This is a genomic window from Nocardiopsis salina YIM 90010 (assembly GCF_000341025.1).
In the GTDB taxonomy this organism is placed as follows: Bacteria; Actinomycetota; Actinomycetes; order Streptosporangiales; family Streptosporangiaceae; genus Nocardiopsis; species Nocardiopsis salina.
On sequence record NZ_ANBF01000024.1, the window covers coordinates 19,107 to 43,566 of the forward strand.

General features: G+C 68.9%; 20 protein-coding genes and 3 pseudogenes. 9 read left to right on the forward strand and 14 right to left on the reverse strand.

Annotated elements, in window-relative coordinates:
• Positions 1-12: 12 nt before the first annotated feature.
• On the reverse strand, positions 13-606 hold the full coding sequence (locus D474_RS27415; protein ID WP_017612056.1) for a CGNR zinc finger domain-containing protein: 594 nt from the start codon (positions 604-606) through the stop codon (positions 13-15).
• Between the two features lie 170 nt (positions 607-776).
• On the opposite strand from D474_RS27415, the gene D474_RS0102680 reads away from it, so the two are divergent.
• The 4 genes and pseudogenes from D474_RS0102680 to D474_RS34395 form a co-directional block, all read left to right on the forward strand.
• A complete protein-coding gene (locus tag D474_RS0102680; protein ID WP_017612057.1) occupies positions 777-1,556 on the forward strand; it encodes an SDR family NAD(P)-dependent oxidoreductase in 780 nt (259 codons plus the stop codon).
• Positions 1,557-1,714: 158 nt separating this feature from the next.
• On the forward strand, positions 1,715-3,214 hold the full coding sequence (locus D474_RS27420; protein WP_239646986.1) for an MFS transporter: 1,500 nt from the start codon (positions 1,715-1,717) through the stop codon (positions 3,212-3,214).
• Between the two features lie 119 nt (positions 3,215-3,333).
• Positions 3,334-4,926 (forward strand): FAD-binding oxidoreductase, encoded by a 1,593-nt coding sequence (locus D474_RS0102690; RefSeq protein WP_017612059.1) that lies wholly within the window; start codon positions 3,334-3,336, stop codon positions 4,924-4,926.
• A 156-nt stretch (positions 4,927-5,082) separates the two neighbouring features.
• Positions 5,083-8,247 (forward strand): annotated as a pseudogene (locus D474_RS34395) (NACHT domain-containing protein); the annotation flags it as partial.
• A gap of 64 nt (positions 8,248-8,311) precedes the next feature.
• Here D474_RS34395 and D474_RS30800 read toward each other — a convergent pair.
• A pseudogene (locus D474_RS30800) lies at positions 8,312-9,105 on the reverse strand (SIR2 family NAD-dependent protein deacylase).
• Positions 9,106-9,271: 166 nt separating this feature from the next.
• Between D474_RS30800 and D474_RS0102700 the strand changes: the two are divergent.
• Entirely contained in the window at positions 9,272-10,162 is an 891-nt protein-coding gene (locus D474_RS0102700; RefSeq protein WP_017612061.1) for a sulfotransferase family protein, read from the forward strand.
• A gap of 65 nt (positions 10,163-10,227) precedes the next feature.
• On the opposite strand, the gene D474_RS0102705 is transcribed toward D474_RS0102700, so the two are convergent.
• A complete protein-coding gene (locus D474_RS0102705) occupies positions 10,228-11,295 on the reverse strand; it encodes a zinc-dependent alcohol dehydrogenase (RefSeq protein ID WP_338045265.1) in 1,068 nt (355 codons plus the stop codon).
• A 44-nt stretch (positions 11,296-11,339) separates the two neighbouring features.
• Positions 11,340-11,867, reverse strand: coding sequence for a RidA family protein (locus D474_RS0102710; RefSeq protein ID WP_017612063.1), 528 nt, complete (start codon positions 11,865-11,867; stop codon positions 11,340-11,342).
• A gap of 90 nt (positions 11,868-11,957) precedes the next feature.
• Between D474_RS0102710 and D474_RS32550 the strand changes: the two genes are divergently transcribed.
• Positions 11,958-12,119, forward strand: a complete 162-nt coding sequence (locus D474_RS32550) for a hypothetical protein (protein WP_017612064.1) — start codon at positions 11,958-11,960, stop codon at positions 12,117-12,119.
• 9 nt (positions 12,120-12,128) lie between these two features.
• On the opposite strand, the gene D474_RS0102720 is transcribed toward D474_RS32550, so the two are convergent.
• Positions 12,129-12,962 (reverse strand): aldo/keto reductase, encoded by an 834-nt coding sequence (locus tag D474_RS0102720; protein ID WP_017612065.1) that lies wholly within the window; start codon positions 12,960-12,962, stop codon positions 12,129-12,131.
• 374 nt (positions 12,963-13,336) lie between these two features.
• Here D474_RS0102720 and D474_RS0102725 point away from each other — a divergent pair, with 374 nt between their 5' ends.
• The 3 genes from D474_RS0102725 to D474_RS0102735 all read left to right on the forward strand — a co-directional run bounded on the left by D474_RS0102725 (position 13,337) and on the right by D474_RS0102735 (position 16,708).
• A complete protein-coding gene (locus D474_RS0102725) occupies positions 13,337-13,921 on the forward strand; it encodes a Dps family protein (RefSeq protein ID WP_017612066.1) in 585 nt (194 codons plus the stop codon).
• 291 nt (positions 13,922-14,212) lie between these two features.
• Positions 14,213-15,373 (forward strand): iron-containing alcohol dehydrogenase, encoded by a 1,161-nt coding sequence (locus D474_RS0102730; RefSeq protein ID WP_017612067.1) that lies wholly within the window; start codon positions 14,213-14,215, stop codon positions 15,371-15,373.
• 24 nt (positions 15,374-15,397) lie between these two features.
• Positions 15,398-16,708 (forward strand): GntP family permease, encoded by a 1,311-nt coding sequence (locus D474_RS0102735; RefSeq protein WP_017612068.1) that lies wholly within the window; start codon positions 15,398-15,400, stop codon positions 16,706-16,708.
• A 53-nt stretch (positions 16,709-16,761) separates the two neighbouring features.
• On the opposite strand, the gene D474_RS0102740 is transcribed toward D474_RS0102735, so the two are convergent.
• From D474_RS0102740 to D474_RS27425, 9 genes and pseudogenes are all read right to left on the reverse strand, one after another.
• Complete coding sequence (locus D474_RS0102740) at positions 16,762-17,640, reverse strand: ABC transporter permease (protein WP_017612069.1); 879 nt, start codon at positions 17,638-17,640, stop codon at positions 16,762-16,764.
• Complete coding sequence (locus D474_RS0102745; RefSeq protein WP_017612070.1) at positions 17,633-18,403, reverse strand: ABC transporter ATP-binding protein; 771 nt, start codon at positions 18,401-18,403, stop codon at positions 17,633-17,635. The genes D474_RS0102740 and D474_RS0102745 overlap by 8 nt, the downstream gene beginning before the upstream one ends.
• Positions 18,404-18,409: 6 nt before the next feature.
• Positions 18,410-19,519 carry an ABC transporter substrate-binding protein gene (locus tag D474_RS0102750; protein WP_017612071.1) on the reverse strand — a complete coding sequence of 370 codons (1,110 nt, stop codon included), beginning with the start codon at positions 19,517-19,519 and terminating at the stop codon, positions 18,410-18,412.
• Positions 19,520-19,805: 286 nt separating this feature from the next.
• Positions 19,806-20,843 (reverse strand): ABC transporter substrate-binding protein, encoded by a 1,038-nt coding sequence (locus tag D474_RS0102755; RefSeq protein ID WP_017612072.1) that lies wholly within the window; start codon positions 20,841-20,843, stop codon positions 19,806-19,808.
• A gap of 184 nt (positions 20,844-21,027) precedes the next feature.
• Complete coding sequence (locus D474_RS0102760) at positions 21,028-21,903, reverse strand: MetQ/NlpA family ABC transporter substrate-binding protein (protein ID WP_017612073.1); 876 nt, start codon at positions 21,901-21,903, stop codon at positions 21,028-21,030.
• 195 nt (positions 21,904-22,098) lie between these two features.
• Positions 22,099-22,413, reverse strand: coding sequence for a hypothetical protein (locus tag D474_RS33120; protein ID WP_083931718.1), 315 nt, complete (start codon positions 22,411-22,413; stop codon positions 22,099-22,101).
• Positions 22,410-22,802, reverse strand: coding sequence for a rhodanese-like domain-containing protein (locus D474_RS0102770; protein WP_017612074.1), 393 nt, complete (start codon positions 22,800-22,802; stop codon positions 22,410-22,412). Before D474_RS0102770 ends, D474_RS33120 begins: the two co-directional genes overlap by 4 nt.
• On the reverse strand, positions 22,799-23,329 hold the full coding sequence (locus D474_RS0102775) for a cysteine dioxygenase (protein WP_017612075.1): 531 nt from the start codon (positions 23,327-23,329) through the stop codon (positions 22,799-22,801). The genes D474_RS0102770 and D474_RS0102775 overlap by 4 nt, the downstream gene beginning before the upstream one ends.
• Positions 23,330-23,574: 245 nt before the next feature.
• Positions 23,575-24,374, reverse strand: a pseudogene (locus tag D474_RS27425) (ABC transporter ATP-binding protein).
• Positions 24,375-24,460: the final 86 nt, after the last annotated feature.

Sequence of the window (24,460 nt, forward strand, 5' to 3'; positions counted from 1 at the left end):
ACCGTGGTCCCGTCAGGCCGCGCCACTGCGCCGGCGTGTCCGGTACGCCCGTGTCTTCATACGGTTGCCGCACCCGGTGGAAGAGCACCAACGGCTGTTACGGGCTTTGGACCCGTCGTAGAAGACGACCCGGCAGTCCGGGGCGGAACACATCTTGACCCGGAACCACACCCCCTTGGCCTCGGCGAGAACGACCGTCGCCAGGATCCGGGCCAGGACAGCTCGCGCCCCCTCGTACGCACTGGTGAGCGTGGGGTTGCCGTATTCGTCGAGGCCGACCTGCAAGGCCAGGTCGAACGCGGGGCGGTCCTGTCGCACGGTTTCCGGCCCGCCCCCGTTCCGCCCGCCGTGGTGACTGTCCGCGAGCTCACGGATCGCGGAGCGCAGGTCCAGAGCCCTTGCGAAGTCCTCTTCCGAAGCAGCGGCCCCGGCGGACCCGCGGTGGGCGAGCCATGCATCGAGGGACTCCCGGTCCGGGAGGAACTCGCGCGGCCGGCGGCCGCCGAAGCTGCGGAGGTCGATGGTGTTGGCCAGGTCCAGAGCCATCGCCAGCTCGTCGGGGACCTCGTGGTGGGCCGACCAGTCCTCGAACCTTTCCGTACTCATGCCCTCACTCCGATCAACATTCCCTCGAATCCTAGCCTCTGACCTCTGCTTCTGGGTCGGGCATCCGATCACTGCGCTCGGGGTGCACCCGGATACCGGTGGACAGACGACCTGCGCGACACTAGTGTCTCTAAACATTGGTGTTGCAGTGAGCTCTTGGAAGGAGCAATGTGGAATTCGAACTGAGCGGAACCACCGCAGTGGTAACCGGAGCGAGCAGGGGCATCGGCCTGGCCGTGACACAGGCCCTCGCCGCCGAAGGGGTCAACGTGGCCGCCGCGGCGCGCAACACCGGCGAGGAACTCCTCGCAGCGACGCCGCTGACCACGAAGGTCGACCTGGCCTCGGCGGAGGGCCCCTCCCAGCTCATGGCGTGGGCCCAGGAGGAGCTGGGAGGCATCGACCTTCTGGTGAACAACGTGGGGGCTTCCCCGGCCCGCCCCGGCGGTTTCCTCTCCACCAGCGAGGAGGACTGGCAGCACACCTTCGACCTGAATTTCTTCAGTGCGGTGCGCTCGACCCGGTCCGCGCTGCCGAGCTTGCTCGAGCGCTCCGGAACCGTGATCAACATCGGGTCGGTCAATTCGCGTCTGGCACTGCCGAGACTCGTCGACTACGCGGCCGCCAAAGCCGCCCTGGCCAACTTCGGAAAGGCCCTGGCCGAGGAGTTCGGGGCACAAGGGGTACGTGTCAACACCATCTCCCCCGGGCCCACCCGGACTTCCACCTGGACCGCTGAGGAAGGCATGGGGGGCGACATGGCACGGGAGGCCGGCCTGTCCATGGACGAATTCGTCTCCCAGGTGCCCACCGCGACGGGCCTGAGCACGGGTTCGTTCACCGAACCCGAAGAGGTCGCCTCCCTGGTGGTCCTGCTCGCCTCAGGCAAGTTGCCCAACATGAACGGATCCGACCTGGTCATCGACGGCGGCATGCTCAAGCAGATCTAGGGCCTGTTCGGTGGGCGCCTTCCGTCGCCCGGGCCAGCCACCGCGGCGAAGGCGTCGTCGAGGGGTGGTGCGGTTGACGGTGTGGGCCGGTGTTCGCCGAACAGGCCCTGAGGGGTGGCCCCACTCGTGACAGGTAACCGCAACGGAAAGGCCTTGTGGTGCAACGGGACACAGCCGGCGGGCGCCGGAACGGCACAGCGCCCGGAGCCGAGCGCCCCCGAATCTGGGTCATTCACCCCACGCTGTCCTTCACAGTCCTGGGGATCGTCCAGATCACGCTCATCGCCGCGATGACCGTGATCGCGGTCGCTCTGCCGGCCATCCAACGCGACCTGGGGCTGAGCGCTTCAAGCCTGGCCCTGGTCACCAACGCCTACGCCGTCTCGTTCTGCGGGCTCCTGATGCTCGGGGGGCGTCTGGGCGACCTCTTCGGTTTGCGCCCGGCCTTGGCCATCGGGATGTGCATCTTCGGGGTCGCTTCATTGGCCAATGCCGCAGCCACGACCTTCGCCGTCATGTTGGCGGCACGGTTCTCCCAAGGGGTCGGCGCGGCCCTGGCCGCGCCGGCCGCGATGGCACTGGTCGGTGTGGTGTTCCAGGAGCCCACGCGCAGGACCAAGGCGATCGCGATCTGGGGAGGCTTCCCCGTGGTGGGTGCGACCCTGGGCATTCTCGTCTCGGGTTTCGTCGCGAACTGGATCTCTTGGCGCTGGGCCTTCGTCGTCCCGGCCGTGGTCGTGGCCGTCGTTCTGGGCGTGATGCGCCACGTCGTGCCACCCGGCCCTGCCCCGATCCGCACGAAGTTGGACATTCCCGGAGCAGTGTTGGTGACTCTTGGCCTGTTCGCGACGTGCTACGGGCTCGTCGGGGCCGGCGAACGGGGCTGGCTGTCAGCAGCGACCTTCGTGCCCCTGGGGTGCGGAATCGCCCTTCTGGCCTCGTTCATTCTGGTGGAGGCACGGGCCCGGAGTCCGCTGGTGCCCCTGTCCTTCTTCGGGTCGAGACGTCGACTGGTCGGCCTGCTCGGAGTCATGCTGGCCTCTTCCGGAACGTTCACCACGACGTTCTTCCTGCCGCTGTACTTCCAACAGGTCCAGGACCACTCCCCGGTCGCCACCAGCCTCGCTTTTCTCCCCTACGGGGTCGCGATGTTCGCAACCGGCCTCTTCGCCGGACGACTGGCCGTGCGGTTGGGGCCGAGGACGATGCTGGCCACTGGGTTCGCGGTGGGGGCGGCCGGCCTATGGCTGATCGGTCATCTGCATGCGGACTCCCCGTACGCCGGCCTGCTGCTCGCGGGGCTCGTGGTCTTCCCGGTCGGCGCCGCGCTGATCTTCTCCGCCGCGACCGCTGCGGCCATGGAGAACGTGGAGGAGGGCGAGAGGGGCCTGGCCGGTGGGGTCCTCAACACCTCGATGGAGGGAGGACCCACCATCGGCCTGGCCGTTCTGGTCTCGGTGGCGGGTGCACAGACGGCATGGCTGGCGAGCCGAGGGGTGGCACTTCCCAGCGCCACCGCAGAGGGCTACGGTTTTGCGTTCTCGTCCGCGGCCGTTGTCTACGTGGTTGCAGCCTTGCTCGCCTTTCTGGCGTTGAAACGGCGACGCAGCGCCGAGGCGAACCTTTCTGATCCGAACAGTCCACGAAACATTCGTTGAGGGAGGGGCGTGCCATTCACGGCTCCCCGCACGCCGGAGCACGTTCGCTCATCGAGGAGAAATTTTCCTTCCCATCATGGAGAACATCGGAGGGTTACATGAGAAGGAGCGTCCACGAAATGAGCCATGTGAAGGGTTCCTCCGTGAACGGATACAGCTCCAGTGGCAATGACAGGGGCCTCACCAAGGTCTTCGAAGAGCACTCTCGTTACCCGGATGTCGTCCGGGGCACGAACCAGCGTTGGGTCGGACGGCCCGAGTACGTGTGCATCGTCCGTTCGACAGCACAGGTGGTCGAGGCGGTCCAGACTGCGGTCCGCAACAACAAACGGATCTCGGTCCGTAGCGGAGGGCACTGTTACGAGGATTTTGTGTACAGACCTGATGTCGATGTCGTCATCGACATGTCGGAGATGGGGCGCGTCGAGTACGACGAACAGCGGCGGGCTTTCTCCGTCGAACCCGGTTCGAGCCTACTGAACCTGTACGAGACCCTGTATCGCTGCTGGGGAGTGACCCTGCCCGGCGGCATGTGTCATTCGGTCGGCGCGGGCGGTCTCATCGCGGGCGGGGGGTACGGACTGCTGTCGCGCCGGAGCGGGTTGGCCGCGGACCACTTGCACGCGGTCGAGGTCGTGGTCGTCGACGACCAGGGCAGGGCCCGCGCCGTGGTCGCCACCAGCGACGAGGCCGACCCCGGCCACGACCTCTGGTGGGCACACACCGGCGGTGGCGGAGGCAATTTCGGCATCGTGACCAAGTACTGGCTTCGGTCACCGGAGACCTCCCGTGCCGAACCCTCCGGCCAGCTCCCGCGTCCACCGGGAGAGGTCCTGCTCAGTGACGTCTCCTGGGACTGGGAGTCCATGACCGAAGCTTCCTTCTCGAGGCTCCTCCAGAACTTCGGCACGTGGCACGAGCGCAACAGCGGCCCGGATTCACCGTACGCGGGCCTGTGCGCCAACCTTCAGCTCAACCACCGGTCGAACGGCCAGATCGGCCTGTTGACCCAGGTCGATGCCTCAGAGCCCGATGCCGAACAGCTGCTCGAGGAGTTCTTGGCGGCGGTCAACGACGGGGTCGGCATCGAGACCGGAGCGGTGACGACACCGATGGGTGACCAACCGCCCCGTCCCCAATTGGCAGCTCCCCGGCGCCTGCCCTGGCTGCAGGCCGCCCAGATGCTGGGGACCGGGAACCCGGCCCTGGTCAACCCCACACTGCGCGCAGAGTACAAGTCGGCCTACATGCGTTCGGCCTTCCCCCAGGACCAGATCTCCGCGATCTACCGGCACCTCACCCGAGACGACTACAAGAATTCCGACGCGCTTCTGCTCGTAATATCCTACGGGGGGAGGATCAATACAAAATCCCCGCACGAGACAGCCACGGTTCACCGGGACTCCGTGATGAAACTTCTGTACGAGAACTTCTGGGACGACGCGCACGAGGACGAGTACCACCTGACGTGGATCCGGGAGTTCTACCACGACGTCTACTCCCGAACCGGCGGGGTGCCGCAGCAGAACGAGGTCAATGACGGCTGCTACGTCAATTATGCGGATGCCGACCTCAACGATCCCCACTGGAACACCTCCGACAGCGCGTGGTCGGATCTGTATTACGGGGCGAACTACCAGCGCCTGAAGGAGGTCAAGAGAAGGTGGGACCCCGTCGGCGTCTTCCAGCACAGGCAGTCGGTCGAGCCGTAAGGGCACCTGTCCCCCGTCAGCGCCCCCGGGCACGGCTCAGGAACAAGGGGTGACCGTCCACACATCCTGCAGCCTCTGAGACACTGAGGAGCCCTGCCCCGCTCCCCCCGCGACTTCCCGCCCCCGACCCCCGACCGAGGAAGGCGGCCCCGCGCCGTGGCCAAGAAGCTCAGCTATGCGGACGCGTTGAAGGTTCTCGGCAAGAACGACTCTGAGCTGTTGGACTTCGCCGAGAAGCTCACCGACGGAGGGTTGGGGGCGTTGGGGGTTCCCAGCCTCTTCGGACTGCGCGAGCTGTTGGTGGAGAAGGGCCGGGGTGCGCTGGAGGGCATCGGCGCCAAACTGCGGGGCGAGAGCCGGTTGACGCGGACCGAGCGGATCGAGGCGGCGCACCGGATCATCGTGGTGGTCTCGCTCCTGCAGTCGATCGAGGAGATGGCGGAACGGGCCGATCTCGATCTGGACCTCTCGGGAGCGGAGAACCTGGCGCCGGTGGAGGAGTCGCTCAACGCGCTCGTCCACAAGGCCCCCCGCATGCCTTCCATCCGGGAAATCCAGGACACTCTCACATTCCCCGGGAGCGGAGGCGCAGATCCACTCTCTGCTTTCTCATCGCCCTTGGCCTTCGACGAGGCCTTCCAGTCCCTCTTCACCGCGCTCGTTCCGCTGACCGCACCGCGCTCCGAACATGGTGGGTTCATCAGCCCATCCGCAGCTGCAGAACGTTACACGGAGAACCTCCTCCGGTTGGCCTCGGAGGTCCCCGAATTCGCGATGTGGGTGCACGCGGCCGAGCACGAACGCTCCCGACAGGAGTTCGTGACCGGTCTCGAGGACCTGCACGACAAGCTCGACGGCATCGCCTCCGGCCGCCCGCTCGACACCCGCCGCCAGGAACTGGCCGCCGTCCACCGTTCGACGCTCGACCGCAACGTCATCCGCGCCGGTGACCTGCCCGAGGGGATGCGCCTGCCCTCGCTCCGGGACGGTTACATCCCTCCGCGCGGCCAGGTGACCACGACCGACCTCACGTCCGCCCCTTCCTCCGAAGCTTGGTGGGACGGACGACCGACCGCGGGCGATCTGCAGGCCTTCTTCGCCGCCCACCTGGTGCACCCGGACTCGACTGCGCGTCCCACCGTGATTCTGGGCCACCCCGGCGCCGGAAAATCCAAGTTCACCGAGATGCTGGCCGCCCAGCTCCCGGAATCGGATTTCCTCGCGATCCGCATCGAGCTGCGCAACGTGCAGCCCAACTCCCCGATCCACGTGCAGATCGAGGACGGGCTCAAGGGCACGCTGCACGACCACACCTCGTGGCGCGAGCTCGCCGAGTCCGCCGACGGCGCGCTGCCGGTCATCGTCCTGGACGGGTTCGACGAGCTCCTCCAGGCCACCGGCGTGGACCGCTCCGACTACCTGGAGCAGGTGCAGGAGTTCCAGCAGCGTCAGGTGTCCATGGGACAACCGGTGGCGGTCGTGGTCACCAGCCGGACCGTGGTCGCCGACCGGACCCGTTTTCCGTCCGGCACAACCGTGGTGCGCCTGGCCCCCTTCGACGAGGGCCAGATGACGCACATGCTCCAGGTCTGGAACGCCACCAACGGCGCCGCGCTGAGCCGCCGGGGGCTGGAGCCACTCACCTCCGACGTCCTGCTGCGCTACCGGGAGCTGGCCGAGCAACCGCTGCTGTTGATGATGCTGCTCATTCATGACGCCGACGACAATGCCTTGCGCAGGGCGGCGGACACTCTCTCGCACGGCCAGCTCTACGAGCAGCTGTTGACCCGTTTCGCCGAACGGGAGGTCGAGAAACGCCACGCATCGCTCAATGGCGACGACTTCGCCGAGGCGGTCGCGCACGAGCTGCGCCACCTCGAGGTGGCCGCCCTGGCCATGTTCAGCCGACGGCGCCAGAGCGTGCGGGCGCAGGACCTGGGTTCGGACCTGGCCGTGCTCATGCCGGAGGCGTTCGAGAGCGAGCACGAGACGGGGCTGCACGGGCGCATCTCCCCCGCCCACCAGGTGCTCGGCCGGTTCTTCTTCGTGCACGAGGCCCGGGCACGGCGGTCGGACGGCAGCGCGAGTATGTTCGAGTTCCTGCACGCCACCTTCGGCGAGTACCTGGTCGCGCGCACCGTGGTCGAGGCGCTGGACGATCTGGTGGAGCAGCACGCCGGGGGTTCGCGCAGGCGCCGGCGGCGCAAGCACGGTCCGCAGCGCATCGACGACGGGGAGCTCTACGCCTACGCCTCGTTCGCCAGTTTCGCCGGGCGGCAGAAGGTCGTGGAGTTCCTGGCCGAGCTGTTGGACGAGCGCTTCGAGGAGGAACCGGAGGCTCGCGAGGAGTACACCGACCTGCTCGTCGACCTGTACCGTGAGGCCCCGTTCCCGGCGCCCAACCGCTCCTACACCGAGTACGAGCCGGCGCGCCTGCCCCTGACCCGTCGGGAGGGCAACTACACGAGCAACCTGGTGCTGCTCATGGTGTTGGTCGAGGGCGGCCCGGTGGACCTGACCCGCCTCCATCGCGACGCCGAGGCACCCGAGCAGGTCTGGCACGCCACGGCGGCACTGTGGCGGCGGTTGCCGGGTTCTGAGTGGGCGGCGATCCTGGCGACCCTTCGGGTGCGGCACACCGGTGTCACCTCCGACGAGGACTACACGATGACCATCGAGCTGGAAGGCGGCGATGAGGTGAACGTCGGTGAGTGCATCGGGTTCTACCTGCACCGCGACGTCGACCAAACGCCCGTGGTCACGAACCCGTACGGGCTGTCGGTTCCCTTCGCCGGGCAGACGTCCCATCTGCTGCGGTCCACCGCGATGCGCATCAACGGCAGCGCGGCGCGATTGGTCGTGAGCATGCTTCCCTATCTGCGCCACGTCTCGCCCGACCTGGGGAATTGGTACACCGACCCGGAGGTGAACCGCCTGTGGAGCGAGCCTCACGAGCTCCTGCGGCTGGGCCTGTCCCAGGACAACACGGCCACCGGTGACCCGGCGCGCTTCCTCGCCTACCGTCGCCTGCTCACCCCGTCCCGCCCACTGGGACGCGCCGAGCTGCTCGCCCTACGCCAGGCCATCGACGACCTCTCGACCCGGTTCGGCATCGACCGGCACGAGCAGCTCCGGTCCCACCTGCGCGCCTACCTCGAGCAGCTCTCCGGGGTCCCCGACGGCCACGATCCCCAGGAGCTCGAGTCCGTCCTGGAAGGCGCGCGGGCAGTGGCCGGGCTCCACCCGGATGCGGCCTGGCTGCTCCGCCTCGTCAACGGCGGAGCACGCAACCCCACCCCCGACACCGGACGCGAGGGGCCCGCTCGTCCGGGCGTACGAGGCAGTCCGGCACCTCCGGCGCCTACTGACCCGGCTGGGCGCGCCCCTACAGGTCCTCGAAGCCGTGGAAGATGCCGTGGCCGAGCTTGGGCACGCGGTGCACCAGCGCCGGCAGCACTTCGCCGATCGGCTGGGGGCNNCGTTGACGACGACCAGGTTCGCGCGGGCCATCATCGCCACGTCGCACAGTCCGGCGACGGGATGCACGGTGAGCGTGGTACCCACGGCCATGAACAGGTCGCTGTCGCGCGCGGCCTGGGTGGCGCGCTCGATGGTGTCGGGGTTCAGGCGCTGGCCGAAGGAGATGGTGTCCGACTTCTGGATGCCCCCGCAGCTCACGCACCGCGGGTCGGACTCCTCGTCCAGGCGGGCCATGACCGTCTCACTGGGGGTGCGCAGGCCGCAGTTCATGCACATGACCCTCAGCATGGTGCCGTGCACCTCGATGACCTTGTCTTCGGCCAACCCGGCGGCCTGGTGCAGCCCGTCGATGTTCTGGGTGACGACGGAGTCGAGCCGCCCGGTGGTGTCCAGCGCGGCCAGGGCGCGGTGCGCGCCGTTGGGTTCGGCCTCCCAGACCTTGGCCGCACGGCGCTGCAGCCACACCTCGCGTCGGACGTTGATGTCGCCCATGTAGGTGTCGATGTCGGAGAGCGCCTGGGCATTGGGGTTCTTGGTCCAGAGCCCGTTGGGACCGCGGAAGTCGGGGATCCCCGAGTCGGTGGACACCCCTGCGCCCGTGAGCACGGTGATGCGTGAAGCGGAGGACATGAGTTCGGCCGCCTGGTCGAAACCGTCGGGGTCGGCGAACGGTGCGGAGTCGGAGGTCGTGGAGGCCATACTTCATTGTGGCAGTGGCACAGAGCCGCGTTGCCGCCGCCGTGTGGTCCGGGGACCGTGTCGGTTGGATGGAAGGCCCGTACGCTCGGGTAACACCTGCTGTGCTGCACAGAAGTGGCAGCCGATGCGCGTACCACGGGCAAAGGGTGCCAAAATCGACACAATCATGAAGCAGCCGTCCTACATCCTCGTGGTCAACGGGACCAAGGTGCAGCGCCCGGTTTTCGTGCTGGGCGCGCCGCACTCCGGTGTTCCCGTGATCGCCGGTGCCCTGGCCCGCGCCACCGGCTTCCATCTCGGCGGCGGGTCGACCGCCGTGCTCAACGCCGTGTACTCGGTGGCGCGGAATCCGTCGCTGGCCACGGAGAAAGTGGCCGGCACGGCGAGCCTGTTGCGGGAGGCCTATGCCGAGGAGTGGCAGGTCACTCCTCTGACCTGCCCGCGGTGCCCCGGTTCCCGGGGCGTGCGGGTACCCGCCAACATCTCCGCGGAGCCGTGTGAGCACAGCCGGTCGGTGGTGCGCTACGGCGATGCCACACCGGAACTGCTGTTCTGCGCCGACGCCCTGTACGAGGCCTTCCCCGACGCCCTGTTCGTGCAGGTGATCCGGGACGGACGCGACGTGGTGGCGCGCATGGCCGAGGACGACATCTGCCTGGCGTGGCACAAACCGAGCGTGATGAAGCCGGCCTCGGAGTTCCCGAACCACTTCTACGGGCTCTCCGGCAACGACGACCTCGACGAGTTCCGGGAGGCCTCCACCATCGGGCAGTGCGCGATGCGCTGGCGCGGGGCGGTACGCATGTCGGCAAGGGTTCGCAAGAACATCGGCGCGGACCAGCTCCTGACTCTGCGCTACGAGGACGTCCACGGCGGCGAGGTCGCCGCTGCCAAGAAGCTGCGGGCCTTCACCGGGGCGCGGGTCTCGGCCTCGCACCTGGTGTTGGAGGACGGTTCGTGGGGCGTGGGGTCCTGGCGCCGACAGCTGGATCGGGACGCCTACGCAGACCTGCACGAGAAGGCCGCGGTCGAGCTCTCCCACCTGGGATACCTCTGACCGCGGCCCCACGGGGCCGGTCCCTGCGAAGTACCGGCCCCGTGCACTCGTGCACGGGGCGTAGGTCAGCGCAGGTCGAAGACGAGCCGTGCCGATACCTTGCCGCCCAGTACGTCTTCGAAGCAGGTGTTGACGTCCTCCAGGCGGCGGGTCTCTCGGATCACCCGCGTCTGGCCGCGGCGGTGCAGGCGGAAGACCTCGGCCAAGTCCTCGCGTGTGCCGACGATGGAGCCGATGACCGACTTCCCGCCCAGGACCATGTCGAAGACGGGCAGTTCGATCCGTCCGTCCGGGGGCAGCGCGACCAGGACGAGCCGGCCGCCCCGCCGCAGGGCCCCGTAGGCGGCCTCGAACGCGGCGTTGCTCACGGCCACACCGATCGCGGCGTCGGCCCCACCCAGTTCCTGGACCCGCGCCGCCACGTCCTCGGTGCGGGCGTCCACGACGTGGTCCGCACCCAGTTCGCGTGCGAGATCCAGTTTGGCGTCGGTCACGTCCACGGCAACGGTCTCGGCGCCGAAGATGCGCGCGTATTGCAGGGCCAAGTGTCCGAGCCCGCCGATCCCGGAGACGAGGACCCGGGAGGCCGGACCGACCTCGGCCACTTTCAGCGCCTTGTAGGTGGTTACTCCGGCGCACGACAGGGGCGCCGCATCCATGGGGTCGACCCCGTCGGGAACCGGGACTACGTAAGACCCGTGCGCAAGAGCGTACTCGGTGTAGGCACCGTCGATCGCGTACCCGCTGTTCTTCTGGAACAGGCACAGCGTCTCCCGACCCGATACGCAGTGGTCGCACCGGCCACAGGCCTCGCCGAGCCAGGGGATCGCCACCCGATCACCGATCCCGACGGATCGGACGTCCTCGCCCTTGGCCTCCACTACGCCGACACCCTCGTGCCCGGGCACAAAAGGAGGAGACGGCTTGATCGGCCAGTCTCCTGCGGCTGCGTGGATGTCCGTGTGGCACAAGCCGGAGCTCTCGATCCGCACCAGAACCTGGTGCGGACCCGGCTGAGGCACATCGCGTTGCTCGAATGTCAACGGCTTTCCGAAAGCCGGTACCACGGCTGCCCGCATTCCACATCCTCTCGTAGAGTGACGCTCCACACTCTGCTGGCGCGGTAGTTGCATCGGGGTTGCACGGAGCCGGGCGGCACCCGTTCGAGCGTCCGGGGTCAGGTGCGGGCGCGTTCGTTCCCGGGTTCGGTGCGGTCCTCGAAGGGGCCGCTGACCATCCCCTCCTCGACCTCGATCTCCAGAGCTCGTTCCTCGGCGAGCGGATCGTGGTCGTGGGCGTCGGGCACCACGGCGGTACAGGTGATCTCGACCAGGGCGCCGCGTTCCAGGAGTTCATGCACCCCGACCACGCTCATCGCCGGGTAGTGGCGGCCCATGTAGCGGCGGTAGACGGCGCCGAGGCTGCCCAGATTGGCACGGTAACTGGGGACGGACGTTGTGTGGATGCGCAGGTCGACCACGTGCACCGGTTCGGCGCCGGCCGCGCGCAGCGCCTCGACGAGGTTGCCGAGTGCGTGGTCGAACTGGTGCACGACGGTGTCGCCGACGATGGTGCCGTCCGTGCGTCGGGAGCTCTGGCCTCCCACGAAGACGGTGCGCCCGGGGGTGACCACGAGCGCGTGCGCGTAACCGACCGGGCGGGCCAGCGTGAGCGGGTTGACGATCTCGTGCGGTGTCCGTGCCAAGGGACCTCCCTCGTGATGGGTGTGCCGCCCCTGTTCCCGGAGCCGCTTCCCCGGTGGGAACGGGGCCGGTGCGGCGGATAAGGTGGGCCCATGTCCTTCACGTTCTTGCTTTCCGCCCTCGCCCTCGTCGCGGTGCTGGGCCTGTTCGTCGCGATCTTCGCCGGGGGCGTTGCCTACGTGGTCCGCATGCGCCGCCAGGGCACCGAGGCCGTGCTGGCCGGGGCGCGCAAGCGCCGCGAACTGCGCGCCTGAGACCGGTTCTCAGTCCCCGTCGAAGGTGTCGGGGTCGGGGCCGAACCGGTGACTCTCGTCCAGGGCGCTGATGGCCTCCATGTCCTGGTCCGAGAGCTCGAAGTCGAACACGTCGAAGTTGGCTCTGATGCGTTCGGGCGTGACCGACTTCGGGATCGCCACGTTGCCGAGCTGGATGTGCCACCGCAACAGCACCTGAGCGGGTGTGCGGTCGAGCTCTTCGGCGACCTGGGTGACCGTGGGGTCCTCGAGCAGATGTCCGTGGCCGAGCGGGCTCCACGCCTCGGTGACGATGTTGTGGCGGTCGTGGAAGTCGCGCAGTTTGTGCTGCGTCAGCATCGGGTGCAGCTCGATCTGGTTGACCATCGGCACGATGCCGCCCTCGTCGAGCACGCGTTCCAGGTGGGCGACCTGGAAGTTGCACACCCCGATGGCCCGCACACGGCCTTCGGCGTAGAGGCGTTCCAGGGCTCTCCACGAGGACACGTACAGGTCGCGCTGGGGCAGCGGCCAGTGGATCAAGTACAGGTCGAGGTGGTCCAGGCCCATGCGCTTCAGTGTCACGTCGAAGGCCCGCAGGGTGGAGTCGTAACCCTGGTCGGGATTGGCGACCTTGGAAGTGACGAAGACGTCCTCCCGGTCGACCTCGGAGCGGCGCAGCGCCTCTCCCACCCCCGCTTCGTTGCCGTAGGCGGCTGCGGTGTCGATGTTGCGGTAGCCGGCGTCCAGTGCGGTGGTGACAGTGTCGACGACGGCGTCCTGCGGGACCTGCCACACGCCCAGACCCACCTGTGGCATGCGCAGTCCGTTGTTCAGTGCCGCATCCGGAACGATGATCATCATCCATGGCCCCCCGTCGGCCTGTGACGTCGTCTGCGGGCGGCACCCCCCGTGCCACCGTTCTCGCATACTGCCACGTTCTCCCCGCGGCCAGACGGAGACTGGGCCGTCCCTGTAAGGGCTTTTTGCCCGGGCGATGGTTTCGCCCCGGTGTGCCCCGACCCGTACGTTGCACGGCGTGCCGTGCGGACAGCAGGGCCCGGCTCCGGGTGTGGGCCGCCCACACGGGCAACACACGGCGGACGAATCGGCACAAAGCCTTGCTCGCGTATGGCGTGGGTTTTTTCTCCGGACAACGGTCGGTGTTCAAGACTGGCTGGCGGAGCGCATGCGTGTGCGCTTCGGGCAGCACACCGAGTTCGGAGGGATCAACACCCGTGACTACCGCCGAGAAGACGCCCAAGCCCCGCAGCAGCCAGCCCTGGCTCCACCAGAAGGGGCAGGAGATCCAGGAGTACGGCACCGTCCGCCAGCTCCCGGTCGGCCTCTCCTACAACGCGCGCATGTACTCGTGCCAGCGGCTGAACCAGGTCCTCGCCGACACGCAGATCCTGCACAGCCTCTACAAGAAGCACCACTGGCTCATGCGCGGCCAGACCTTCTACCAGCTGCATCTGCTCATGGACAAGCACGCCGAGGAGCAGACCGGGCTGGTCGACAAGATCGCCGAGCGTGTGCAGACGCTCGGCGGTGTCGCGGTCGGCGACCCCAGGCACGTCTCGGAGATCACCAACGTCCCGCGCCCACCCAACGGCGTGGAGGAGGTCCCGGCGATGCTGTCCAGGCTGCTGGAGGCCCACGAGACGATCCTGGAGGACACGCACGACGCGGCGGCGCGCACGCAGGAGCTGGGCGACGACGGCACCAACGACATCCTGGTCTCGGACGTCATCCGTACCGGTGAGCTGCAGGCGTGGTTCCTCGCCGAACACCTGGTGGACACCCCGCTCGTGCACTCCTGAGCCGAGCGGTCGAAGGGCCGGGCGGCGCCTGAGATTTGACCCGCGTCCGCCCGGCCCTTTCGTGTGCGCGCACGGCGCATGTCGGGTTCCCACACACGGCGGGGCACACGTGTGTGGGCCGGAGCTCTCTGCGCGAGCGGGCCCGCACCCGAGCATGGAACGGGTCGGCGTGAACGTGACGCGGGCCACAACTGCACCCGCGCTCCCGAGGTGAACCGTACCGGCGTTTCCTCTCCCCTTTCTCCTCTCTCCCCCAGCCCCGCCCCCTTCCACGGATCGAGGTTGTCCCAAGTGGCCCCTGCCATCGCTCTGCCCCGGATCATGCGGATCGGCCCCGGCGCCTCCGCCGAATTGCCCGAGGTCCTGCGTTCCCTGGGCCTGTCCCGCCCTCTGGTGGTGACCGACCCCTTCCTGGCCGAACAGGCCTTCTTCAGGGATCTGCTGCAGTCCCTGAGCGGCACCGGTTCGACACCCGGCCTGTTCACCGAGACCGTGCCTGACCCGACCACCACCGTCGTCGACCACGGCGTGCGGGTACTGCGCGAGGGAGCCTACGACTGCCTGGTGGGGATCGGCGGTGGCAGCCCCATCGACACTGCCAAGGCCGTCGCGCTCCTGGCCGGGCACGGCGGGCGGATGCGCGACTACAAGGCGCCCACCGTCACCGACGCGCCGGCGCTACCGGTCGTGGCGGTGCCCACCACCGCGGGCAGTGGGTCGGAGTCCACTCGCTTCAGCATCATCACCGACGTCGACACCGACGAGAAGATGCTGTGCGCCGGCCTGGCCCTCTTGCCGCAGGCCGCCCTGGTCGACGCCGACCTCACGCTGGCCATGCCTGCGCGGTTGACCGCGGACACCGGCGTCGACGCCCTGGTGCACGCCGTCGAGGCGTTCGTCAGCGCCAAGGCCCACCCCTTCTCCGACGGCTTGGCACGCGAAGCCATGCGCACGCTCTTCACGCACCTGCGCACCGTGTACCACGACCCCGGTGACCGGGCCGCTCGGGAGGCGATGATGCTCGGCGCCACGCAGGCGGGGCTGGCCTTCTCCAACTCCAGCGTCGCGCTCGTGCACGGGATGAGCCGGCCCGTGGGCGCGCACTTCCACATTGCACACGGGCTCTCCAACGCCATGCTCATGCCGGCCGTGACCGCGTTCTCCCGCCCGTCCGCCCCCGACCGCTACGCCGAGTGCGCCCGGGTCATGGGGATCGCCGGCCCGCGGGACGGCGACGAGGCGGCCTCGCTGGCCCTGGTGGAGGAACTGCGGCGGTTGAACGAGGACCTCGCGGTGCCGACTCCGAGGTCACACGGCATCGACGCCGACGTGTGGCGGGAGCTGACCCCGCTCATGGCCGAACAGGCCCTGGCCTCCGGTTCGCCCGCCAACAACCCGCGGGTGCCCTCGGCCGACGAGATCGAGTCACTCTACGCGTCCGTGTACGCCTGATCCTCCCGGAAGGAGTGCACGGGCATGCTCAGCATGATCGGGCTGGTGGCGGCCCTGGCCCTGCTCGTCCACATGACCCTGCGCGGCGTGAACATCATCGTCGCCGCGCTGCTGTCCTCACTGGTGTTGGCTCTGACCAGCGGGATCAACCCGGACACGGCACTGTCCGAGTACTACATGGACGGTTTCACGGGCTACTTCGCCGACTGGTTCCTGGTGTTCCTGCTGGGGGCGATCTTCGGCAAGGTCATCCAGGACACCCGTTCGGCCGCTTCGATCGCCGACTGGATCAGCCGCCGACTCGGGCCGGACTGGGCGCTCTTCGCGGTGGTGGCGGCGTGTGCGGTGATGACCTACGGCGGGGTGAGCCTGTTCGTCGTCGGGTTCACCGTCTACCCCATCGCGGTGTCGCTCTTCCGGGTCGCGGACTACCCGCACCGGTTCATCCCGGCGGCCCTGGTCTTCGGGTCGGTCTCGTTCACGATGACCTCGCCCGGTTCACCGGAGATCCAGAACATCATCCCCACCGAGTTCTTCGGCACCGCCCCTACCGCCGGCGGGTGGATCGGCGTGTTCATCGGTCTGCTCATCATGACGGTGGGCGGTCTCTGGCTGCGGGCCCTGCTGCAGCGCGCGGTGCGCCGGGGTGAGACGTTCGAGCTCCCGGCCGAGAGCCCACTGCGCAGCGAGGCCACGGGACAGGGAGGACACACGGAGCTGCCCGGACCGGTGTTCGCCCTGCTGCCGCTGGGGGTGGTGCTGCTGGTGCTCAACGTGCTCTCGCAGTTCATCGACTCCAAGACCGCAGTGCTCGTGGCACTGGTGCTGGGCATCGCGTCGGCGTGGGTCCTGAATCTGCGTTTCGTCACCGGGTTCTTCCGCCCCATGGGCACAGGCAGCCAGAACGCCCTGATCGCGATCGCCAACACTTGCGCGGTCGTCGGGTTCGGGAGCGTGGCCGCCGAGACGCCCGCGTTCGGCTCGTTCCTGGACGTGCTGCTGAACGTGGCGGGCCCTCCGCTGATGGGGTTGGCCCTCTTCGTGAGCGTGGTCTGCGGAATCACCGGATCGGCCTCGGGCGGTCTGGGGATCGCCCTGCCGATCGTGGCGCCCGACTACATGGCCCAGGGTGTGGACCCGGGGGCGATGCACCGGGTCTCGGCGCTGGCTTCGGGCGGGATCGACTCGCTGCCGCACAACGGGTACGTGGTGACCACGGTCCGGGCGATCAGCGGTGAGACGCACAAGCGGGCCTACGGGCCGATCTTCATGGTGAGCGTCCTGCTGCCGACGGCCGCCCTGGGACTGGCCGTGGCGATGTACCTGGTGTTCTGACGTAGCCGGGGCCGTGCTCGCGAGCGGGCGCACGGCCCCGGACGAGCAGGCCGTCAGTTCTGGGAGACCCCCCAGCGGCGGCGCAGAGCACGGTCGGCCCAGTTGAAGAAGATGTCGATGATGATGCCGATGACCAGCACGATGATGATGTAGCTGAGCAGGCGTTCGGCGTCGTTGAGTTGCCGGGCCTGGCTCAGGGCCCACCCGATGGAGTTCTGCTGGTTGATGATCACCAGCAGCTCACCTGCCATGAGGGAGCGCCAGGCGAAGGCCCACCCCTGCTTGAGCCCGGAGACGAACATCGGCAGGGCCGCGGGCACGATCAGCAGTGTGTAGTGCTGGATCCCGCGCAGGCCCATGACCTGGCCGGCGCGCAGCAGCGACGGATTGACGTAGTCGATACCCGAGGTCAGGCCGCCGGCGATGGAGGGGGCGGCGCCGAGCACGATCACGAACATGATCGCCGACTCGGTGATGCCGTACAGCAGCATCGCGAACGGGAACCAGACGATGGAAGGCATGGTCTGGAGCCCTGTGATGAGCGACCCGATCGCGCTGCGCAGAGGCCGGAACCGGGAGACCGCCAGGCCGATGAGCACACCGACGACGAGGGCGAGCGCGAACCCGGTGAAGGCACGCTGCATGGTGACCTGGACGGCGGTCCAGAACTCGGGGGTGGTGAGCTCGTGGAAGAGGGTCGGCAGCACCCGGTCGGGACCGGGGAAGACGAACTCCGAGCGCCACCCCGACCAGACCACGGCTTGCCAGGCCAGCAGCACGAACGCGATCGCGGCGAGCTTGGGCCAGGTCGCCGACCAGATGCGGCCGGCGACCTTGGCGATGTCCCGGTCGTCCTTGCCGCGCGCGGGCTGGAGCTCGAGGGCGTCCAGTCCCTGGACGTGGCGGTTCTCCCGCTCCGTGGTCTCAGGCATGGCGGGAGACCTCCTCGCGGAGTCGATCGGTGATGCGGGCGGCCTGCTCGGCGATGCGGGCGGAGTCGATGCGGCGTGGGCGCTCGCCCTCCACGGTGAACTCCTCGATGACCCGACCGGGGCGGCTGGACAGCAGCACGACCCGGTCGCCCAGGCGCACGGCCTCACGCACGTTGTGGGTGACGAACATGATGGTCAGGTTGCGTTCGCGCCAGATGCGTTCGAGCTCGTCGTGGAGGATGTCGCGTGTCATGGCGTCGAGGGCACCGAAGGGTTCGTCCATGAGCAGGACGTCGGCGTCCTGGGCCAGGGCACGGGCCAGAGCCACACGCTGGCGCATACCGCCGGAGAGTTCGTGCGGGCGCTTCTTGGCCATGCCCTGCAGGCGCACCAGTTCCAGGAGCTCCTCGACGCGGCGGCGGCGTTCGGCCTTGGGCACCCGGTTGACCCGCATGGGGATCTCGATGTTGGAGCCCACGGTGAGCCAGGGGAAGAGCGAGGCCTCCTGGAACATCATCGCGACCTTGCGCCCGCCCACGTCGACGGTGCCGGTGGTCGGTTCCTCCAGGCCGGCCACGAGGGAGAGCAGGGTGCTCTTGCCACACCCGGACGCGCCCACGACTGCGAGGAAGTCGCCGCGGTCGACGTGCACGCTCATCCCGTCGATGGCGGTGATGGCTCCGCGGCCGCTGCCGAAGACCTTGGATATGTCGTCGACGCGTACGGCTTCGACGCCCACGGGCGTCTCGGTGGCAGTGGTCATGCTGGCCTACCCTTCCAGCCCGGCGACCGGCTCACGGCCCTCTTCGGCGAGGACGTCGTTGAGCGGGTCGAGGGCGTAGATTCCGTCCAGGTCGACGGGTTCGAGCAGATCGATCTCGGCGGCGCGCTCGGCCCCGGTCTCCAGGGAGGGCCCGGCGGGGTCGACCGTGAAGGTGATGTTGTCGATGGCGGCGTCGGCCTGCTCCTCGTCGAGGCGGCCTCCGCTGATGTCGTCGAGGTGGGCGTTGGCCGTCTCGCGGGCCCGTTCGGGGTCGTCGTTGATCCCGTCCACGGTCTCGACGTGGCCGCGCAGGAAGTCCCGCACGGTTTCGGGGTACTGGCGCAGGTACTCCGAACCCACGGCGAGGTTCGTGGTGACGTACTGGCCGTCGGTCTCGGGCCACAGGTCGGGTTCGTGCACCAGGAGGTGTGAGTCGTCCTCCGCCAGGAGCATGCTCAGGTGTGGTTCGGGCAGCCATGCGCCGTCGATGTCGCCGTTGCGGTAGGCATCGAGGGTCTCGGGGTTCTCGCGGGGCATGACCGAGATCGCGCCGCCGCCCGCGGAGTCGACGTCCCAGTCGCGCTCCTCGGCGAACCAACGCAGCGCGACGTCCTGGGTTCCGCCGAGCTGGGGCGTGGCCAGGGTGGAGCCGGGCAGGTCGTCGACGGTCTCGATGTCGTCGCGCACGACCAGGCCGGTGCCCTGGGTGGCGGCCCCGGAGACGATCTGCAGGGCCTGCCCCTCGGACTGGTGCCAGCCGTTGACGGCGGGGGTCGGGCCGAGGAAGGCCGCGTCGATCTCGCCGGAGAAGAGGGCGTTGACGGCGTCGGGCCCGCTGTTGAAGGTCTGGGTCTCCAGATCGACGTGTTCGCCCAGGGCAGCGTTTAGGGTCCCGTCCTCCACCCCCACGAGCGCGGGGGCGTGGGTGAGGTTCGGGAAGTAGCCGAGGGTGAAGGTGGAACCGTCGGGGTCGGCTGCATCGGCCGTCCCGCACGCGGCTGTGACCAGCGTCAGGGCCAGGGCCGCCGACAGGGTCTTGCCGTGGGACGCGGCTCTCCGCGAGTTGGCCGGCCTCTGCCGGACAGGCCCTGGGGCTCGGGGCGGGAGCACACGCATGCTGGGGCGATCCTTCGTCGGGGTTGCTCGGTGGAACACCAGAAACTCTACTTAAGAAGTAGGTTTTGTGGAACCAGGGCGGCCGGGCGACCCGCCCGGGCGGGGTCCGCTAAACCCGGGCGGGCGCCCTGCCGGGCCGCACCTTCTCCGCGCCGAAGGTGCAGGCCAGAGGGATGGAACGTGGGGAGCACCCGACTTCGGGACGATCCGCGTGGAGGAGGGTGACCCCCGCAGAACGTGTGCCACAACACACTGCATGGATACGGCTCGCGGACCTGCGGTGCCCCTAGAAGCCCTCGACCTCCTCCTGCCCCGCCTCGGCGAGGACCCCGTTGAGCGGGTCCAGGGCATAGATGCCTTCGAGGTCGACCGGTTCGAGCATGTCGACCGCCTCGGCGTGATCGGCTCCACCCTGGAGGGAGGGGGCGACGGGATCGACGGTGAAGGTGACGTTGTCGAAGGCCGAGGCGACGACCTCGGGACTCAGGCCGCCGCCGGAGAGCGACTCCAGGTGGGCGATGGTCGACTCCTGGGCGGCCTCGGGGTCGTCGTTGATCCGGTCGACGGTCTCGACATGGCCGCGCAGCAGGTCCTCTACGGCCTCCGGATTGCCCTCCAGGAAGTCGGCATCGACGATCAGGTGGGTCGTGACGAACTCGCCGTCGGTCACGGGCCACAGGTCGGCCTCGTCGAGCAGGAGTTCACCCTCGAGCTCGACCAGCAAGCGGCTCAGGTGGGGTTCGGGAACCCAGGCTCCGTCGATCTCGCCGGCGCCGAAGGCGTTGACGATGTCGGAGTTCTCCTGGGGCAGCACCGACAGGTCTCCCCCGCCCTCGGTGTCGACGTCCCAGCCCTGGTCGCGCGCGAACCAGCGCAGTGCGACGTCCTGGGTGTTGCCGAGCTGGGGCGTGGAGAGTGTGGAGCCGGGCAGGTCGTCGATTCCCTCCATGCTCTCGTCCACGACCAGGCCCGCGCCCCGGGACGTGGACCCGGCGATGATGTGCAGCGCGCCGCCCGACTGCGACCAGCCGTTGACGGCGGGGGTCGGGCCGAGGAAGGCCGAGTCGACCTCACCGGAGAAGAGGGCGTTGATCGCGTCCGGGCCGGCGTTGAAGGTCTGGGTGTTCAGCTCGACGCCCCCGAGCGCCTCGTCGAGGATGCCGTCCTCCACCCCGACCACGGCCGGCGCGTGGGTGACGTTGGGGAAATAACCGAGCCGCAGTTCGTCTCCACCGCCCCCGTCCCCCTCTCCCACGCACGCGGTGACCGTCAGCGTCACGGAGAGGGCGGCCGAGGCGGCAGGCAGGATCTTGTGCTGTCTCATCGGGGGGTCCTTCGAAACGGATCGGGGTTCGAGGTAAACCCTACTGAATAAGTAGCTTTAATGGAGAATGCGCTCAGAGTGGTTCACGTCACAAAATCGGGCATCCCCGCAGACGCAGAAAGGCCCGGGGAACGCACCCCTGCGGTGTGCTCCCCGGGCCCGGAACAGCGGTTCCGGTGAGGGACTACCCCTCGTCGTCGGCGCCCTCGACGACCCGGCCGTCGGGGTCCACACCCAGGACCACGCCCTCCCAGGAGTCCTGGATGTGCTCGAGCACGCGCTCGTCGTGCATCAGCTCGGCCAGCTTCTGCACACGCTCGTCATCGGCGTTCTCGTCCAGGGTGACGAGGCCGTTGGCATAGGACTCGACGTAGTCCTCGCCCTCGGGCTCCCAAGCCAGGACGTTGGCCTCCTCGGCCAGATCCGCCTCGATCGCGTAGTTGCCGTTGACGATCGCAGCGTCGACGTCGGCGATCGACCGCGGGAGCTGGGCGGCCTCGAGCGGGGTCACGACCAGGTCCTGCGGATTCTCGGTGATGTCGTTCTCGGTGGCGCCCTCGCCGGCCTCCGCGTCGATCTCGATCAGGCCCTCGGTCTCGAGGATGCGCAGCGCGCGGTTGAGATTGGCCGGGTCGTTGGGCACGGCGATCTCGGCGCCGTCCTCGATGTCGTCGGGCGCCTCGGCATCCTCCGAGTACAGGCCGAGCCGCTCGATGTGGACGTCGGTAACATAGGTCAGGTCGGCGTCGGGACCGTTCTCCTCCCACTCGGCCAGGAACTCCCTGTGCTGGAAGTAGTTGGCGTCCAGGTCGTCGTCGACCAGCGCCGTGTTGGGCGTGTTGTAGTCCGCGATCTCCTGGATGTCGAGCTCCAGGCCGACTTCCTCGGCGAGGTTCTCGTCGATGAAGGAGAGGATGTCGCCGTGCGGCACGGGGTTCACACCCACGCGCAGCGGGCCGTCCTCGCCGTCCCCTCCGCCCGACTGTTCGCTGGGGGCGCCGCAGGCGGTCATCGCCAGGACCAGGGCCGTGGCTCCGGCGGCGAGCGGGGTGGTGCGCATGTGCACTCCTTCGGGATCGAAAGGGTGGAGGATCTCGGGGGGTACACGGTGGCGCCGATGGCGCCGGCCGCAGGGCGCGACGACCCGGGACACACAGGCCGACATGCCTGTTCAGAGACTATCCATGGTTATTGGTCGGAATAGTCCTTTTTGCGTTACTTCACCGTGGTGTGGCCCACACGCGCACCACCCGGGTCAGAAGACGAAGCCCTGGAAGAGCACGACCGCCAGGGCCAGCCCCAGGAGCAGGTTGAACACGGTCGCCGAGGCGAACACCCCGATCGGGCGCCGGCCGGCCTCACGCAGCGACCCGAGCTCGAACTCCAGTCCGATACTGGTGAACGCGCCAGGCCGGTGAGGGTGGCGGCCCAGTCCTCGCTGAGGCGCCGTTTCGGGCGTGCTTCGGGGGCTTCGGGGGTGGAGGGTGTCTCGGTCATGGCGTGGTGCCTTCTCCTCGACGGATGGGGGACGGTGCGGTGGCGGGACGGCGCTGCCCCGCCACCGGGTCAAGGGGCCGGGGCCGGCTCGGTGACGGGGAGCCCGGCGGCCTTCCAGGCGCGGAACCCCCCGTCGAGGTCGGTGGCCCGGGTCAGGCCGAGTTCCTGCAACTGCGCCGCGGCCAGGCTGGAGGCGTATCCCTCGTTGCAGAAGAGCACCACGTGCAGGTCGTGCGCGTGGGCCTCGGGGCCGCGGTCCGGGCTCGTGGGGTCCAGGCGCCATTCCAGGACGTTGCGGTCGACGACCACGGCGCCGGGGATGTGCCCCTCGGCCTCGCGGTTGACGGCGGGCCGGGTGTCCACGAGCAGGGCGCCGCCCAGCTGGGCCTCGCGCGCCCGGTGCGGGTCGAGCCGGTCCAGCCGGGCGCGGCGCTGCTCGAGCAGGTGGGCGACGGCACTCACCGTGCCTCCTCGCGGTCCGGGACGTCCTCGAGGGTGGGCACGTCCGGCTCGGGATCCGTGGTCAGGACGCTCGAGGTGCGGCGCAGGGTGTTGTCGGGCCCGACGTCGTAGTAGTGCATGGCGGTCAGGGGCGGCGAGTAGGCGTGCACGCTCACCGCGGCTTCGGCGCCGGTGTTGACGACGTCGTGCACGTGACCGAGCGGGAAGGCGCCGCCCTCGTGATCGGCGAGGGTGCGTTCGCGCAGGCCGGAGTCCCAGTACCGCTCGACGAGGGCGCCGGTGACCACGGTCAGCGCCCCGAGGGAGCCGGCGTGGTCGTGCAGGCGCGTGGACTGGTCGGGTGTCCAGGAGATGAGCCAGACGTCGGTCTGGTCGTCGGCGTGGAGCCGGACCGACCAGCGGTCCTCGGCGTCGAAGCGGATCTCGTGGAGGCCCTGGCGGACCTCCTCGGCGACCCGGGCGGTCAGGGCGGACAGGCGCTCCAGGGTCAGCGGGGTCGGTGCGTGGGCGGTGTCGTCGACGGTCATGGTCGTCTGCCTTCGTGGAGTGGGTCGTCGGTACCGGTGTGGGCCGGTCAGCAACAGCGCTCGTCGAAGGCCAGAGACCGCCACGGCCGCCGGACCGGTGCTCGGTCTGCCATGCCACGCAGTAAACCACATTTCCTACATGGATAGTAGGTAGTAGCGGCGCGACACGCGCTACCCCGTGGCCCGCCGGCGGCTGCACCGGCGCGCCGCGGGTTCACGCGCGCCCGGCAACGGACGCGGAGAGGTCACCGGGGGTCGACGGCAGCGGTCCGTGGGTCGAGGGGCACGACGGCCGGGGTCCCGGTCACCGGGTCGGGCACCACCAGAGCACGCAGGCCGAAGACCTCCTCGATGAGTTCGGCGGTCACGATCTGCGCCGGCGGGCCGGTGTGACGACGTTCCCGTCGCGCATGACCACGAGATGGTCGGCGTAGCGGGCCGCCTGGTTCAGGTCGTGCAGGACGGTTACGACGGTCTTGCCCTCGTCGTGAAAACCCCGCAACAGCTCCATCAGCTCGTACTGGTGGGCGATGTCCAGGAAGGTGGTCGGTTCGTCCAACAGCATGATCGGGGTCTGCTGGGCCAGGAGCATCGCCACCCATACCCGCTGGCGCTGGCCGCCCGACAGCTCGTCGACCAGGCGGCCGGAGAGCTCGGTCAGGCGGGGCGCGGCGAGCGCGGCCGCCACGGCGTCCTCGTCGGATCCGCGCCACTGCTGGATCAGGTTCTGATAGGGCGCCCGCCCGCGTCCGACCAGGTCGGCGACGCGGATCCCGTCCGGGGCCAGAGAGGTCTGGGGCAGCAGACCGAGCCTGCGGGCGATCTCCTTCGACCCGTAGGCATCGATCGCCCTACCGTCGAGGAGCACCTGGCCGGTGGCAGGGCGCAGCACGCGTCCCAGGGCGCGCAGCAGCGTGGACTTGCCGCATCCGTTGGGGCCGATGATGGCCGTGAACGACCCGTCGGGCACGGAGACCGACAGGTGTTCGGAGACGGTGCGCCGGTCGTAGCCGATCGTCGCGTCGACGGCCGCGAGGCGTTCCATTCCCGGCGCGGATCCGTCTCTCCGGGGCACGTGGGCCTCGTCCATCCTCGGTGCCGTCCTCTCTCTGGCGTTGTCGTGGGTCGGGC

What these genes read in the sequence shown, in the direction of transcription:
- D474_RS27415 (WP_017612056.1), bottom strand. Translation starts at nt 606, where the DNA reads ATGAGTACGGAAAGGTTCGAGGACTGGTCGGCCCACCACGAGGTCCCC.
- D474_RS0102755 (WP_017612072.1), bottom strand. Translation starts at nt 20,843, where the DNA reads ATGAGACAGCACAAGATCCTGCCTGCCGCCTCGGCCGCCCTCTCCGTG.
- D474_RS0102700 (WP_017612061.1), top strand. Translation starts at nt 9,272, where the DNA reads ATGAAGCAGCCGTCCTACATCCTCGTGGTCAACGGGACCAAGGTGCAG.
- D474_RS0102745 (WP_017612070.1), bottom strand. Translation starts at nt 18,403, where the DNA reads ATGACCACTGCCACCGAGACGCCCGTGGGCGTCGAAGCCGTACGCGTC.
- D474_RS0102690 (WP_017612059.1), top strand. Translation starts at nt 3,334, where the DNA reads ATGAGCCATGTGAAGGGTTCCTCCGTGAACGGATACAGCTCCAGTGGC.
- D474_RS0102705 (WP_338045265.1), bottom strand. Translation starts at nt 11,295, where the DNA reads ATGCAACTACCGCGCCAGCAGAGTGTGGAGCGTCACTCTACGAGAGGA.
- D474_RS0102740 (WP_017612069.1), bottom strand. Translation starts at nt 17,640, where the DNA reads ATGCCTGAGACCACGGAGCGGGAGAACCGCCACGTCCAGGGACTGGAC.
- D474_RS0102750 (WP_017612071.1), bottom strand. Translation starts at nt 19,519, where the DNA reads ATGCGTGTGCTCCCGCCCCGAGCCCCAGGGCCTGTCCGGCAGAGGCCG.
- D474_RS32550 (WP_017612064.1), top strand. Translation starts at nt 11,958, where the DNA reads ATGTCCTTCACGTTCTTGCTTTCCGCCCTCGCCCTCGTCGCGGTGCTG.
- D474_RS0102720 (WP_017612065.1), bottom strand. Translation starts at nt 12,962, where the DNA reads ATGATGATCATCGTTCCGGATGCGGCACTGAACAACGGACTGCGCATG.
- D474_RS0102760 (WP_017612073.1), bottom strand. Translation starts at nt 21,903, where the DNA reads ATGCGCACCACCCCGCTCGCCGCCGGAGCCACGGCCCTGGTCCTGGCG.
- D474_RS0102775 (WP_017612075.1), bottom strand. Translation starts at nt 23,329, where the DNA reads ATGACCGTCGACGACACCGCCCACGCACCGACCCCGCTGACCCTGGAG.
- D474_RS0102735 (WP_017612068.1), top strand. Translation starts at nt 15,398, where the DNA reads ATGCTCAGCATGATCGGGCTGGTGGCGGCCCTGGCCCTGCTCGTCCAC.